This is a genomic window from Hyphomonas sp. (genome assembly GCF_018402285.1).
GTDB lineage: Bacteria > Pseudomonadota > Alphaproteobacteria > Caulobacterales > Hyphomonadaceae > Hyphomonas.
Window position 1 is genome coordinate 51,551 of sequence record NZ_JAGYJH010000003.1, and the last position, 14,546, is coordinate 66,096.

The following is a 14,546-nucleotide window of genomic DNA, read 5'->3' on the forward strand; positions in this document are numbered from 1 at the left end:
GGTCTGAAGTCTTGGCCGAGAGCGATTCTGATTTCCATGCCGACCGCACACGCACCCGCGGTGATGACGCCGCGCTTTGGCGCCGCTTCCGGGGCCATGTTGGCGAGGACGCAAAAGTCTCAACCCTCCAGAAGCTGAAACTCACCGGCCACGGCCCGGACGGTTTCTCCCTGCACATCTCCAACCTTCTGCCCCCGGATGACCGGCGCGGCGAAGCCCTGATGGGCGGCGTCTGGCGCATCGGCCAGCAGCGCATGGTGATGGCGGGCGGCGAAGCCCCCTGGGGCCTGGAGATGCCCTCGCGCCACTTTGCCGACCGCGTCCACCGCTTCGGCTGGCTGCCCGACCTTCTGGCCAGGGGCGAAGACGGCGGCGCTCTCGCCCGGCGCCTGACCGATGACTGGATCGAACGGTTCGGCAAGTTCAACGGCTTTGCCTGGCGCATCGAGCCGACCGCGAGCCGCGTGTGGAACTGGATGCGCTGCGGGCCAGGCCTGTTTGAAGGAGGCAGCGCCGAAGAACGCAGCCTGCGGATCGATGCCCTCTCCCGGCAGCTGCGTTATCTCGCCGAAGTGATCGACAGCGCGCATGATCCCAAATCCCGCTGGATGGGGGCCGTCGCCCTCGTCGCCCATTCCCTCTGCCTGCGGAAAGGCGCGGGCCTCAGCGAAGCGCTCGCGCGCCTGGAGGGCGAGGTCACCGCGCAGATCCTTCCCGATGGCGGCCATGTCAGCCGCAGCCCGGCGCACACCCTCTCTGCCCTCCTCCACCTTCAGACAGTCGAGGATGCTCTGATCCGCGCCCAGCGGCCGGTGCCCGAATGGATCACCCGCTGGATACCGCGCATCGGCGCGATGCTCGGTTTCTTCCGCTGCGGCGACGGCGCGCTCGACACATTCAATGATGGCGACGAGAGCCGCGCTGAAGTTGTCGAGGCCGCCCTCTCGCGCCTTGAGACACCCCCGCGCCGCTTCCTGTTTGCGCCCAAATCCGGTTTCCAGAAGATCGAGCGTGGCAGCCTGCGTTTTGTTTTGGATTGCGGCGAGGCCCCGCCCCGTCCGTTTGCGGAACATGCCCGCGCCGGCGCGCTCGGCTTCGAGCTTTCCGACGGCCCGGCCCGCATCATCACCTCTTGCGGCTATTCCTCCGAGGTGAACGTCGACTGGCAGGCCGCCGTGCGCCGCACGAGCGCTCACTCCACGCTCATCCTCGCCGGGCGAGATAGCTCCGCCTTCGTTCTCAATGACGAAACCCGCATGCGCGCCGTCACCGGCCCGGAAGGCATCGCCGCCAAGCGCCTGGAGGAAGCCAACGAGATCTGGCTCGACGCCCAGCATGCCGGCTACAAGGCAGCCTACGGCCTCCTCCACCGCCGCCGCATCTTCGTCTCCGGCGCAGGCGACCGCCTGACCGGCGAGGACTCCCTCGTACGCCCCGTCGCTCAGCCGCCCACCGACGACAAGAAGGGCATCCCCTTCGAGATCCGCTTCCACCTCCACCCCACCATCACCGCCCATATGGGCCGCGAGGTCATCCGCCTGATCAGCGAGACCGGCGCCGTCTGGCGTTTCAAGACGAGCCATGAGGGCGCGCGCCTGGAACGCACCGCCTATCTCGCCCGCGGCGTGGTCGAGACGCCCGAGCAGATCGTCCTCTCGGGCTTTGCCGACCCCAACGCCGACGGCAGCCAGCCACCCAACTGCATCCGCTGGGCTTTCATCCGGGAAACGGCCGCCCCGCACCCAGCCTGACATGTCTTGACGCCCCCGCAGGGGGTGCTAGGCCGCGCTGAGCCATCCAGACGCCCCCAAACCAAGGAGCCCGCCCATGTCCGGCGCCCCCGTCACCCTCCGCCGCGCGCTCATTTCCGTGTCCGACAAAACCGGCCTGATCGAGCAGGCCAAGCGCCTTGCCGCCTTAGGTGTCGAGCTGGTCTCTACTGGCGGCACGTCGAAAGCGCTGAAGGATGCCGGCCTCACGGTGAAAGACGTCGCCGACCTGACCGGCTTCCCCGAAATGATGGACGGCCGCGTCAAGACGCTCCACCCCGCAGTGCATGGCGGCCTCCTCTACCTGCGCGACAATCCCTCTCATGTGAAGGACGCAGCAGACCACGGCATCGGCGCAATCGACCTCATCTATGTCAACCTATACCCCTTCGAGGCAACCGTCGCTTCCGGCGCAGACTTTGAAACCTGCATCGAGAACATCGACATCGGCGGCCCGGCCATGCTGCGCGCAGCCGCCAAGAACGGCGCCTTCGTGGCCGTGTGCACCGATGGCGGCGACGTGGACGCTGTCCTCGCAGAGGCCGAGGAAACCGGCGCCGTCCAGCCCGCCCTCCTCCGCCGTCTCGCCGCCAAGACCTATGCCCGCACCGCCGCCTATGACGCGGCCATCTCCGGCTGGTACGCAAACCAGATCGGCGAGGACGCCTCTGACTGGGCCGCGATCGGCGGCCGCCTCCAGCAGTCGCTGCGATATGGCGAAAACCCCCACCAGAAAGCCGCCTTCTACGTGACCGGCGAAAAGCGCCCGGGCGTTGCCACCGCGCGCCAGCTTCAGGGCAAGGAGCTTTCCTACAACAACATCAACGACACCGATGCGGCCTATGAGCTGATCGGGGAGCTGGGCAGCGAGAAACCCGCCGTCGCCATCATCAAGCACGCAAACCCCTGCGGCGTGGCGCTGGGCGCAAACATCATCGAGGCCTATAAGGCGGCCCTCGCCTGCGACCCTACCTCCGCCTTCGGCGGCATCGTGGCCCTCAACCGCCCGCTGGACGAGGAAACGGCGAAAGTCATCACCGAGATCTTCACAGAAGTCGTCATCGCCCCGGGCGCGGACGCCGCCGCTGAAGCAATCTTCGCGACAAAGAAAAACCTCCGCCTCCTGATCACCGACGGCCTGCCCGACCCTGCTGCGCAGGGCATCTTCGCCAAGACCGTCGCCGGCGGCTTCCTGCTGCAGGACCGCGATGCGGGCCGCATCCATCTTGATGACCTTGAAGTCGTCACCAGGCGCGCGCCCACGGCGCAGGAACTCGAAGACATGCTGTTTGCCTGGCGCGTTGCCAAGCATGTCAAATCCAACACCATCGTCTACGCCAAGGACGGCGTCACCGCCGGTATCGGCGCCGGCCAGATGAGCCGCATCGACTCAGCCCGCATCGCCGCCCGCAAGGCGCAGGACGCCCAGGAAACCGCCGGCTGGGCCGACCCGCGCACCAAAGGGTGCGTCGCCGCCTCCGACGCGTTCTTTCCGTTTGCGGACGGTCTCCTCCAGGCCGCCAGCGCCGGCGCAACCGCCGTCATCCAACCCGGCGGGTCAATTCGTGACGAGGAAGTGATCGCGGCGGCCGACGAGGCCGGGCTCGCCATGGTGTTCACGGGGATGCGGCACTTTAGGCATTAGGTAGCAGCCTTCTGAGCAACCGGAATTTGATATCTTGCTTTTTTTGATTGAAGATCTGGGTCGACCCAGAGAAAACTGATCAAGCCATAAGGGGCAAAATTGACTATGAGTGGGAGCATGGACGCCGAGATCAAACGCTGGTCTGCGAAGCGGAAAACGGGACCGGTGATGGATATCATTCAGCGCAAGACGACCGGGGCGGAAGCCTTCAACTCGAAGTAAACCTGGGCGTCCCCGTCAGTCCGGATGCAGAGATATCGGGCGCCGCTATTGCCAGAAGCAAACGAGACCGCCGCCTTGACCACGCCTGAATTGCCGCGTCGCCATCCTGCGCCTCACCGGCGCGCCGGCCTGTCTTATCGCGCGCAGCTCAGGGGAGGCGCCGCGCCAAGCCCTGCGCGCGCTGGGCCATCCCCAGCGGCGGCGGGACACGGCCTGGCCTATTTCTCCCCGGCGGCCTTGCCCATCTGGCGCAGGAGCCAGACCGTAATCCCGGTCATCACCAGAACCAGCGTACCAAACCCGGCCAGCGCCGCCACCGCCAGCGGATCAATCGTCAAATTGCCGATCTGCATGCATCCCCTCCCTCAGCTTTCCGCCCGAAGCCGGGCATAGAGATCATCCTTCAGTGTCATGCGTTTGCGGCGCAGCTCTGCCTGCACCGTATCGCTGGCCGGGGTGATGTCGGTCTCGATCCGGTGAATCTCCCGGTTCACCTCATGATATTCGGCTGCCAGCCGGGAAAATTGCGGATCGGCGGCCTTCAACTTCTGGATTCTCGGCGCAAGCTCAGGGAAGTCTGCGGCAAGTTCGTGCGGGGTGTGGGACATGAGATTGCTCCTCCAGCATGTGTGTGCCAACGAGCATACACATGCCGGACGCGCGGCAAATCGCGTAAGACTACCTAGACCGGGAACGCCCCTGCACGGCTGAGCGAGCTGGCCACGGGATGGCCGAGCACGGTTTCCAGCCATTTTGCCGTGTCGATCAGGCGGCCAAGGTCAAGCCCCGTTTCGAAGCCTGCCCGCTCCAGCATCCAGACCACGTCTTCAGTCGCCACATTCCCCGTCGCCGCCGGGGCAAAGGGACACCCGCCGATCCCGCCGCAGCTGGCATCGATCACATCCACGCCCGCCTCAACGGCGGCAAACACATTGGCAAGGCCCGCCCCGCGCGTGTCGTGGAAATGCATCCGCAGGAATACGTCAGGTGCCTCCATCCGCACCCGGTCTATCCGCCTGCGGACATCCCAGGGCGTGGCTGCGCCGATCGTGTCGCCCAGCGCCAGCTCGGCCACGCCGGCCCGCTGGGCCTGCGCGGCGAGGCTGCCGACCACGCCAATGTCCACGTCCCCGTCATAGGGATCGCCAAACGCCACCGAGATCGTCGCCGATAGCGGAATGCCCTCTTCCAGGACCAACGGCGCGCAACGGGCGAGCATGTCGGCGCTCTCCTGCGGGCTCATACCCTGATTGCGCCGGCCAAATCCTTCGCCTGCCACCAGCACGAAATTGATCTCGTCCGCCCGCGCCTCAATCGCCCGGCGCACACCGGTCTCGTTTAGCGCCAGGGCGATGTGGCGCGTCGGCTTCGCGCGGTCGAGGCCCGCAAAGACGGCCGGAGAGTCGGCCATCTTCGGCACGGCTTTCGGGCTGACAAAGCTGCCCGATTCCATACGGCGCACACCGGCCGCTTCCAGCCGCGCGATGAATTCCAGCTTCTGATCGACGCTCAGATTGGCCGGGTCATTCTGCAGCCCGTCGCGGGGGCCAACTTCGACGATGTCGATACGCCGCCCCATGCTCAACTCCCGGTAAAGGCCGGGGCGCGCCGCTCGACAAAGCTCGCCACCCCTTCCTTGAAGTCATGCGTGGCAAAGCTCGCCTCCATCTCGGCGTCGGCCACAGCGAGAGACGCCGCATAGGACTGGAAATAGCTCTCACGGATCTGCCGCTTCATAATCGCCACCGAGCGCGGCGATACCTGCGTCGCAAGGTGCTGCGCCACCTCGCCCACAAAGGCCATCAGTGCCTCGCCCGGCAGCGCCTTGTTGACGAGGCCCAGCTTCTCGGCCTCTTCCCCGTCAAACTTGCGCGCGGTGAAAAGAAGGTCGAGCGCGTTGGCTTCCCCCACAAGTCGCGGCAACTGCCAGGCAATGCCATGCTCGGCGATCAGCCCGCGCTGGGCAAAGGCGGTGGTGAACTTCGCTTCGGACGCCGCATAGCGCATGTCGGCAAAGAGGGTTAGGATCAGGCCGATGCCGGCGCAGGGGCCGTTGATCGCCGCAATGATCGGCTTGGGGCAGGCAAACATGTGGCCAAACCGGCCCGGAAAAGTCTGCTCCAGCTCCGAGGGCGAAACCGGCTTGGGGGCAGCAGGCCGCGTCTCGTTATAGTCCGCCCCGGCGCTTGCCTGGATCGACTGCAGCCCGTTCATGTCCGCCCCCGCGCAGAAGCCGCGTCCGGCGCCAGTAATCACAATGCAGCGTACGCCATCATCGGCCCCGCCCGCGCGGATTGCTGTCTCCACCTCGGTCTGCATGATGCCGGTCCAGGCATTCAGCCGCTCCGGCCGGTTCAGCGAGATCGTCAACACCCCGCCCGACACATCCGTCAGGATTTCCCGAAAATCGCTCATCTTGTGTCTCTCCCTGTCTCGTTGCCGGCAGTCTAGCCAGCTTTCGCGCGCAAGGGCAGACGCAATTCTGACCCGGCCTGCTTGCCCGGTCTGCTTGCTTGACTTGGCCCCCGTCCTGCGCGACCGCTGCAGGCATGACGTCCTTCCCTCCTCCCCTCTCCGGCAGCGCCCAGGATGAAACCGCGCAGCTGCGCCCGCGCTTCGATGCGAACGGTCTCATCGCCGCCATCGCGCAGGACTCGGTGACGGGCGAGGTCCTCATGCTCGCCTGGATGAATGCCGAGGCGCTTGAGAAGACGATAGAGACCGGCCGGGCGACCTACTGGTCGCGCTCGCGGACTGCGCTCTGGGTAAAGGGCGAGACCTCCGGCCACACGCAGGAAGTCATCGAACTCCGCGTCGATTGCGATCAGGATGCCGTGCTGCTGAAGGTGCGCCAGACGGGCGGGGCCTGCCACACTGACCGGGAAAGCTGCTTCTACCGCCGGATCGAGAACGGGGCGCTATCCTTCACGCGGAACGCAGATTAGGGTCCCCCAAAAACCGGAGGAACCGCCATGCACTCGCGTCACACCCTGAAATCCCTGCTTCTCGCCGGCACGGCCGCGCTGATCCTGTCTGCCTGCGCGCCTGACGCCGAAACCCCAGCGGCCCCAGAAGCGCCTGGCGGCGAAGTGGCTGAAGCCACAGCCCCGGCGCTCTATGTCGACGTGCTCGATTGCGGCACCATCAGCATCTCCGATCTCGACGCCTTCTCCTCGGCCGGTGATTACGCTGGCCAGGCCGACCAGTTCACCAACACCTGTTATCTCGTCAATCATCCCAGCGGCCGGCTGCTCTGGGATCTGGGACTGCCCTCCCAGCTCGTCGGCCAGCCGCCCTTCACCCAGCAGATCTTCACTGTCTCTGTTGAGAGCTCCATTACGGACCAACTTGCCGGCCTCGGCGTGGTTCCCTCCGAACTCACCTATGTTTCGATCTCGCACGCTCATTTCGACCACATCGGACAGATCGATCAGGTCCAGGGCGCAACCTGGCTCGTGAACCAGACCGAGTATGACTACATGTTCCCGGCCGATGGCTCTCCCCCGGCTGACCCGACGCTGGCGGCCAACTTCGCTCTCTTCCAGCCGATGGAAACCCAGATCATCAGCGACGGGCATGATGTCTTCGGCGATGGCAGCGTGGTGATCTTCCAGACCCCCGGCCACACCCCGGGCCACTCATCCCTGCAGCTCACCCTGCCGGAAACCGGCCCGGTCCTTCTGACCGGCGACCTCTATCACCGAACCGAGAGCCGCGAGCTTGGACGCGTCCCCCGCTTCAACACGAGCGAAGAGACGACGCTTGCATCGATGGCGGCCTTCGAGGCCCGCGCAACAGATCAAGGCGCCAAGGTGATCATCCAGCATGAACCGGCAGATGTTGACCCGCTCGGCGGGGTCATTCGCTAGGCTCAACGTCCGGCTTGGCGGAGGCAATGACCGGCCGGAGGAAAATCAGGTCTTCCCGCTCGGCAAACTCCCCGCGCCGGAACTCGCCGATCACGGCCGCGGTGATGCCTGCCTCGTCCAGAGCAGACGCAATCTGTGTCCCCCGGCGATGGCCAAGGGCGCGTTCATCGAATGTCTGGGCCGCCAGGGCGTTGGGCAGGTAGGCGACAATCTCGACCTCTGCCGCGCCCCAGCGTTGCAGCGCCCAGACCTGATCATTCAGCCGGTCAGCCGCGCGAGGCGTGAGCGCATCTTCTTCGGGCGCAAACGGGATGGGCGAAAGCGCCAGTGGCGGGGGCACAATCGTGATTGTCCAGTCCGCGAAGTTGCGGGTGAGGCCTTCTTCGAGGCTGCGCCAAGCCGGCAACGTCACCCCTTCGGTCGGCGCTGCGGCAAACACCGCCGTGCGCGCCTGCGCGTCGATATCGGCCGCCGTCAGATTGAAGGGAAAGGCTGCGCGCACTTCCCGCTCGGTCCGGCGGGCCTGGGCGAGGGTCTCGTATTGCGACATCTGCGCCCGCAGCGGCGCGCCCAGCGAGGATTCGGCGGCCTGAAGGAAGCGGGCCGTCTCGGCATTGCTGTCCTCAACCTGGATCTGGTCGATCGTCACTTTGACGGGACGGCGGAACCGCGCCTCCAAACGCTCGGCCAGCGCGGCTTCGGCGCCCGGAACCCGATATGAAGTCAGCACCGTTGCCTGCAGCACGATGCGGTGCTCGCCCCGGCGCGGAAAGGCGATGTCCATGTCAGAGAGGCGCGCTTCCCGTCCCTCGAACGGCTCCAGAACGATGTCACGCGACACATCCCGCACCCGCGTTTCATAAGCGATGTCGCGCAAGGCGAGGCCCAGCGGGATGGACAGGGCCACGAACACGCTGACAATCATGCCGGTTTGCCAGAAATTGTGCTTGGGGCTGTGGCGCTCGCCGAAACCATAGAAGCGGGAGAGCACGGTAACCGACAGCGCAATCGCCAGGAGGTTGGTCATGTAGAGGAAGAACGCCCCGCCCGCGATCTGGAACTGCGCCGTAGCGAGGCCATAGCCCACCACAGCCAGCGGCGGCATCAAGGCCGTCGCAATCGCCACGCCCACGATCGTCTCGCCCTTGCGGTGGATAACGGCATACCCGCCCGCCAGACCGGAAAAGACAGCTACCAGAAGATCAAAGAAATTCGGCCGCGTCCGCGAAAGAATCTCCGGCGTCACGTCCGTAAGCGGAGAAAGGAAAACAATCAGGAACGAAGTTCCCAGCGCAAGGCCTGTTCCGACGGCCAACGATACGATCGATTCCCGCAAAGCCTTGAGCTCGAGAATCGAAAGGGAAAAGCCCATCAGCATGATCGGGCCCATCAGGGGCGAGATAAGCATCGCCCCGATAATGACGGCCGGAGACGACAGTAGGAGGCCCAGAATGGCAATGCCGCAGGACATCGCGGTCATGAAGAGGTAACGGCCCGAAAGCCCCCTCCTCATGGACGTGATCGACCACTTCCATATGATCGATGCTGCGGATGCCGCGCCAGCGGGCGACCCGCAGACGGCGATACCATTCCGGGCGGCGCTGCGCCTTCTGTTCAGCCGTATCGGTCATCTTGCGTCCTCGTTGGCGAGAGTCCGTTCAGTCGAGCCACAGTGTAGCCCTCTCTCGCAACTGAAGTGTTACGGCAAGAACGAGCGTCAGTTCGCGCCTTCGACAAGGCGGCGGGCAATGACCATCGCCTGCACTTCGCCGGCGCCCTCGAAGATGTTCAGGATACGCGCGTCCTGCAGGATGCGGCTGACCGGATACTCCAGCGCAAAGCCATTGCCGCCATGGATCTGCACGGCATTGTCCGCCGCCGCCCAGGCAACCCGCGCCGCCAGCAGTTTGGCCATGCCGGCCTCCAGATCACAGCGCTTGCCGTTGTCCTTCTGGCGCGCCGAGAAATACGTCAGCTGGCGCACACCGACGAGTTCAGCCGCCATCATCACCAGCTTGTTGGAAACGCGCGGGAACTTGAAGATTGCCTGGCCAAACTGTTGCCGGTCGAGCGCGTAACGAAGCCCGGTCTCGAACGCGTTCTGCGTAACGCCGACCGCGCGCGCCGCCGTCTGGATGCGGGCACTCTCAAACGTTGCCATCAAATGCTTGAAGCCCTGGCCTTCCACGCCGCCTAACAGGTTCCCGGCCTTCACCTTGAACCCGTCAAAGCCGATCTCGTATTCCTTCATGCCGCGATAGCCGAGTACTTCGATTTCGCCGCCGGTCATGCCTTCAGCCGGAAACGGCTCGGCGTCGGTGCCGCGCGGCTTCTCCGCCAGCAGCATGGAGAGACCCGAAAAGTTGTTCGTGGCCGGATCGGTTCGCGCCAGCAGCGTCATCAGGTCAGCCCGCACCGGATGCGTGATCCAGGTCTTGTTTCCCGTCACGATATAGTCGGCGCCATCGGCGGATTTGACCGCCCGGGTGCGCAGCGAGCCAAGGTCGGAGCCGGTATTGGGCTCGGTGAACACCGCCGTTGGCAGGATCTCGCCACTGGCAATCTTCGGCAGCCACTTTTCCTTCTGCTCGGGCGTTCCCCCGATCAGGATCAGCTCGGCAGCAATCTCCGACCGCGTGCCCAGGGAGCCCGTCCCGATATAGCCGCGCGAGAGCTCCTCGGAGACAACGCACATCGCGGTTTTGCCCATGCCGAGCCCGCCGAACTCTTCCGGGATCGTAAGCCCGAACACGCCCAGCTCCGACATCTCGTCGACCACATCCATGGGGATATAGTCATTGCGAAGATGCCAGCCATGGGCATGCGGCTTGATCCGGTCCGCGGCAAACTTGGCAAACTGTTCGCGTACCATCTCCATGGTCTCGTCGAGACCCGTTGTCTCCACCGTGTGGCGCGACAGGGCGTCGGGCAGCAGGTTTGCTGCCGCCGTCATGACGGCCTGCGTCTTTCCCTCGATGATCAGCTTGCGGATGACCGGCACGGCAAACAGCGCGTCGGCCGCCTCGAGACTGCCAAGCTCGTGCGGGCGGATCGTCTCGCCCTGGTTCATCGGGATGCCACCGATGATCTGGGCGCAATACTCGCTGAAAAGGATCTGCGAGAGCAGCGCTTCGGCCTCGCCGAACTTGCCTTCATCGTCAAGACGCGCGGCCCATTCGGAAACCTGGCGCAACGTCTCGACATAGGTAATCAGCCAGGAGAGCCCATGGGCGAGGTGCTGGCTGCGCTCGAAGGCGGCGCGGTCTGGGCGTCCATCTGGACCGGCGAGCAGCGCCCTGGCCCCCGAGAGCGCCGCAGCGGCATAGGTATCGAGCGCAGCGACGGCTTCCGCCAGCGCCGGCACCAGCCCCTTGAAGATTGTGCCCTGCCCGTTTTCCAGCGTGCTCACTGCGCCCATGCTCTGCTCCCTAGATCTATCTGCCGCGTCATGTCGCCTTATAGGATAGGGCGGCAAGCGCTTTCTGGCACATCCACATTGTGCGGCGCAACAACGCGCCGGAGTCCATCCCGTGGGCTCAGCCCTCAAGTTTGCGGTAACGTGCAGTCTGTGAATGGGCCAGAGCCCTGCCCACCGGCTCAGGCAGGATGCGCGTCAGCGTCGCCACCGCCTTGTTGAACATCCCCGGCACAACCACCGGCTGGCCGCGATTGACCGCGTCGATCCCCGCTTTCACAACAGGCGCCGCCTCCATCCACATCCATCCGGGCATCTTGTCGGTCGTCTCGCGCATGCCATTCACATCGTGGAACTCGCTCCAGGTGAAGCCCGGGCAGAGCGCGGTGCAATGGACATCCTTGTGACCCAGCGTCTCGCATTCAGCCGCCACGCTCTCTGAGAACTTGATCATCGCGGCCTTGACGCTGCCGTAGAGCGTGTGTCCTGCACTACCGGCGGTATAGCCCGCCAGCGAAGCCACATTGATGATCCGCCCGAACCCGCGGGCGGCCATGCCCGGCAGGACGCGGTGGGTCAGCTCCACCGGGGCCGTATAGAGTACCTGAAGGAAATCGGCCTGATCATTCCAGCTGGTAGAGAGAAATGTGCCCGGCAGGCCATAGCCGGCATTGTTGACCAGCGCGTCGATCTCCCGGCCCTTGCCTTCCAGCGCCGCAATGAGGCGAGGCGGCGCGCCGGGATTGGCCAGATCTTCAGGGATCACCTCGACCAGCACCCCGTGGCGGGCGTGCAATTCCGCCGCCAGAACCTGCAATCGGTCCGCCCTGCGCGCCGTCAGGGCGAGGTCCCAGCCCAGGGCTGCGTATTGTTTTGCAAACTCAGCACCTATGCCGGAAGATGCACCAGTAATGAGGCAAAGCCGTCTATTCATGCCCATTTTTCATGCCTGCTTCATAAATTGTGTCAGAAATACAACAAAAGTAGAACTAAAGCATGGTGTTAGCACGGTCTTCTTGTTGATTGCTGCGCCGCCCACACCTTACGATCATTCTAGGTTTCCACAACCGTCCGCCGGCGCACCGGCAACACATGCACACGGAGTAACACTTCCATGCGATTCAAATCAGCCTTGTTCGCGGCCGCAGCCGCCGTCGCGTTTTCAGCAGTCTCTGCACCAGCCCTCGCGCAGGAGCAGGAAGACGAGTCCTCCCGCACGCTCGATACCGTTGTCACCGTCGGTACGCGCGTTGCCAACCGCTCGGCCCTCGACACGGCCGCACCGGTCGACGTCGTTTCCGCCGAGACCATCCAGAACATGGGCGTCGGCGAGCTCAATCAGGCGCTCGCGGTCAACCTGCCTTCCTACAACTTCCCTCGCCCGGCCCTCGCCGACGGTACCGACTCGGTGCGCCCGGCCGCCCTGCGCGGACTCGCGCCTGACCAGACCCTCGTTCTCGTCAACGGCAAGCGGCGCCACTCGGCCGCCCTCGTCAACGTCAACGGTACGATCGGCCGCGGCGCTTCGGCGGTTGACCTGAACACCATCCCTTCCCTCGCCGTCGGCGGCGTGGAAGTCCTGCGCGACGGCGCCTCGGCGCTTTACGGCTCTGACGCCATCGCCGGCGTGGTCAACGTCCGCCTGCGCGAAGCCAATTCAGGCGGCGCCGTCCAGGCCAGCTATGGCTGGCGCGAAACCGAATACACGGTCCCGGTGAACGCCCCGACAGCGGCCGGCGTGCCCAACCCCGGCCCCGAAGTCACCCGCGAGCGCTCTGACGGTCACATCCTGACGGTCGCCGGCTGGAAAGGTTATGGCCTCGGTGAAGACGGCTTCATCACCGTCACCGGTGAGTACAAGGACCAGAACAACACCGAACGCTCCGGCTATGACAGCCGCCAGCAATACCCTGGCGTCTTCCCGGAAGGCGAAGCGATCATCAACCGCTTCAACGCCTGGACCGGTGAGCCGGAACTGGAACAGCTTAGCTTCTTCGCCAATGCCGGTTACACTCTGGAGAACGGTGTCGAACTTTATGGCTGGGGCAGCTTCCAGGACCGCGAAACCGTCTCTGCCGGCTTCTACCGCCGCGCCAATGACGCTCGCAACGTCATCGAAATCTATCCCAACGGCTTCCTGCCCAAGATCAATCCGACGACAACCGACATGTCCGCCCTCGGCGGTGCCCGCTTCAACTGGGCCGGCTGGGATGTGGACGCCTCGCTTGGCTATGGCTCCAACAAGATGGAGTTCCAGATCATCGATACGCTGAACCGGTCGATCGGCCCCTCCTCCAAGACCTCGTTCGATGCCGGCGGCTTTGAGACGTCCCAGCTCGTGGCCAATATTGGTTTCGTCAAGGGCTACGCCATGGACGGCCTCGCCTCTGATCTCAACGTGGCCTGGGGCGTGGAAGCCCGCCAGGAAACTTATGAGATCTTCGCAGGTGAACCCGACTCTTACCGCAATGGCGGCGTGCTTCTGAACGGCAACCCGACTGCATCAGGGTCCCAGGTGTTCCCCGGCTTCCGTCCGGAGAATGAGCAGGACGAAGACCGCACCGCGATCGGCGCCTATCTCGACGTTGAAGCCAACGTCACAGACGCCCTGCTCCTGTCCGGCGCCCTGCGCGGCGAATCCTATTCGGACTTCGGCGAAACCCTCACCGGAAAGCTCGCCGCCCGGTATGACTTCACCGAAAGCTTCGCAATCCGCGGCTCGATCCAGAACGGATTCCGCGCCCCGTCGCTGCAGCAGCAGTTCTTCACCACCACGTCGACCAACTTCATCAATGGCGTGCCGTTCGACATCACCACCTTCACGGTGGACAATCCGGTCGCGGTCGCGCTCGGTGCCGAGCCGCTGGATGCAGAAAAGTCGATCAACTACGCTCTCGGATTCGTCTTCCGGGCCGGCGCCTTCAACCTCACGGTCGATGGCTACCGGATTGATGTGGAAGACCGCATCGTCCTTTCGGAAAACCTCACCGCAGCTAACGTTCAGGCCTTCCTTCAGGGCCAGGGCTTCATCGGGTCTGGCGGCGGCCGCTTCTTCCTGAACGGCGTCGACACCGAAACCCAGGGCGTTGACATCATTGCCAACTATGCCTTCCCGGACACCGAAATCGGCACCTTCCGCGGCACGGTCGGCGCCAACTTCAACAAGACCGAAGTGACTGACGTCCCGGCTGTTCCGCAGCTGGCAGCGCTCAGCCCGGCGCCAGTTCTCTTCGGCCGCGTCAACGTCCTGACGCTGGAAGAAGGCGCGCCCAAGGACAAGTTCACCGGTCAGCTCGACTGGTCGAACGGCCCCTTTGCCGCCACGCTGCGTGCCATCCGCTATGGCGAAGTGCTGGTGCCAAGCGCCAACCCTGCCAATGACTACACGCTTGACCCCAAAACGGTCATCGACCTTGAAGCACGATACACCTGGAACGACCTGCTGACCCTTGCCGTGGGCGCTGATAACATCCTGGACGAATATCCGGATGCAGCCCCAGCCAACTTCAACGGAACAGGCAACACGCCCTTCTCCAGCTATGGCCCGTTCGGCTATTCGGGTCGCTTCGTCTATACCAAGGCGACCCTTAACTTCTAAGGCCTGGCCTTCAGCCTACAAACAAACG

At 64.5% G+C, this 14,546-nt stretch carries 12 protein-coding genes and 1 pseudogene; 6 read left to right on the top strand and 7 right to left on the bottom strand.

Features of this window, described 5'->3' with window-relative positions; all coding sequences use genetic code 11:
• Window positions 1–11: 11 nt before the first annotated feature.
• The 3 genes and pseudogenes from KG722_RS02625 to KG722_RS15345 form a co-directional block, all read left to right on the top strand.
• On the top strand, window positions 12–1,751 hold the full coding sequence (locus KG722_RS02625) for a heparinase II/III family protein (RefSeq protein ID WP_213269206.1): 1,740 nt from the start codon (window positions 12–14) through the stop codon (window positions 1,749–1,751).
• A gap of 76 nt (window positions 1,752–1,827) precedes the next feature.
• A complete protein-coding gene (gene purH / locus KG722_RS02630; RefSeq protein ID WP_213269207.1) occupies window positions 1,828–3,414 on the top strand; it encodes a bifunctional phosphoribosylaminoimidazolecarboxamide formyltransferase/IMP cyclohydrolase in 1,587 nt (528 codons plus the stop codon).
• Between the two features lie 105 nt (window positions 3,415–3,519).
• Window positions 3,520–3,621 (top strand): annotated as a pseudogene (locus KG722_RS15345) (DUF1153 domain-containing protein); the annotation flags it as partial.
• 233 nt (window positions 3,622–3,854) lie between these two features.
• Here KG722_RS15345 and KG722_RS14925 read toward each other — a convergent pair.
• The 4 genes from KG722_RS14925 to KG722_RS02645 all read right to left on the bottom strand — a co-directional run bounded on the left by KG722_RS14925 (window position 3,855) and on the right by KG722_RS02645 (window position 6,051).
• On the bottom strand, window positions 3,855–3,989 hold the full coding sequence (locus KG722_RS14925) for a hypothetical protein (protein WP_300998195.1): 135 nt from the start codon (window positions 3,987–3,989) through the stop codon (window positions 3,855–3,857).
• 12 nt (window positions 3,990–4,001) lie between these two features.
• On the bottom strand, window positions 4,002–4,244 hold the full coding sequence (locus tag KG722_RS02635; protein ID WP_213269208.1) for a DUF465 domain-containing protein: 243 nt from the start codon (window positions 4,242–4,244) through the stop codon (window positions 4,002–4,004).
• A 74-nt stretch (window positions 4,245–4,318) separates the two neighbouring features.
• Window positions 4,319–5,215: a hydroxymethylglutaryl-CoA lyase gene (locus KG722_RS02640; RefSeq protein ID WP_213269209.1), complete on the bottom strand. Its 897-nt coding sequence runs from the start codon at window positions 5,213–5,215 to the stop codon at window positions 4,319–4,321.
• 2 nt (window positions 5,216–5,217) lie between these two features.
• The gene (locus tag KG722_RS02645; RefSeq protein WP_213269217.1) at window positions 5,218–6,051 is read right to left on the bottom strand and encodes an enoyl-CoA hydratase; all 834 of its coding nucleotides are present in this window, start codon (window positions 6,049–6,051) and stop codon (window positions 5,218–5,220) included.
• A gap of 134 nt (window positions 6,052–6,185) precedes the next feature.
• On the opposite strand from KG722_RS02645, the gene hisI reads away from it, so the two are divergent.
• Complete coding sequence (hisI, locus tag KG722_RS02650) at window positions 6,186–6,581, top strand: phosphoribosyl-AMP cyclohydrolase (protein WP_213269219.1); 396 nt, start codon at window positions 6,186–6,188, stop codon at window positions 6,579–6,581.
• A gap of 27 nt (window positions 6,582–6,608) precedes the next feature.
• Window positions 6,609–7,505, top strand: a complete 897-nt coding sequence (locus tag KG722_RS02655) for an N-acyl homoserine lactonase family protein (protein WP_213269221.1) — start codon at window positions 6,609–6,611, stop codon at window positions 7,503–7,505.
• Here the strand turns inward: KG722_RS02655 and KG722_RS02660 are convergent.
• The 3 genes from KG722_RS02660 to KG722_RS02670 all read right to left on the bottom strand — a co-directional run bounded on the left by KG722_RS02660 (window position 7,495) and on the right by KG722_RS02670 (window position 11,860).
• The gene (locus KG722_RS02660; protein ID WP_213269223.1) at window positions 7,495–8,985 is read right to left on the bottom strand and encodes a DUF389 domain-containing protein; all 1,491 of its coding nucleotides are present in this window, start codon (window positions 8,983–8,985) and stop codon (window positions 7,495–7,497) included. The genes KG722_RS02655 and KG722_RS02660 overlap by 11 nt on opposite strands.
• Window positions 8,986–9,222: 237 nt before the next feature.
• Window positions 9,223–10,923: an acyl-CoA dehydrogenase family protein gene (locus KG722_RS02665; RefSeq protein ID WP_213269225.1), complete on the bottom strand. Its 1,701-nt coding sequence runs from the start codon at window positions 10,921–10,923 to the stop codon at window positions 9,223–9,225.
• A gap of 118 nt (window positions 10,924–11,041) precedes the next feature.
• Window positions 11,042–11,860 carry an SDR family NAD(P)-dependent oxidoreductase gene (locus tag KG722_RS02670; protein ID WP_213269227.1) on the bottom strand — a complete coding sequence of 273 codons (819 nt, stop codon included), beginning with the start codon at window positions 11,858–11,860 and terminating at the stop codon, window positions 11,042–11,044.
• A gap of 174 nt (window positions 11,861–12,034) precedes the next feature.
• On the opposite strand from KG722_RS02670, the gene KG722_RS02675 reads away from it, so the two are divergent.
• Window positions 12,035–14,518 carry a TonB-dependent receptor gene (locus tag KG722_RS02675; RefSeq protein ID WP_213269229.1) on the top strand — a complete coding sequence of 828 codons (2,484 nt, stop codon included), beginning with the start codon at window positions 12,035–12,037 and terminating at the stop codon, window positions 14,516–14,518.
• Window positions 14,519–14,546 lie beyond the last annotated feature (28 nt).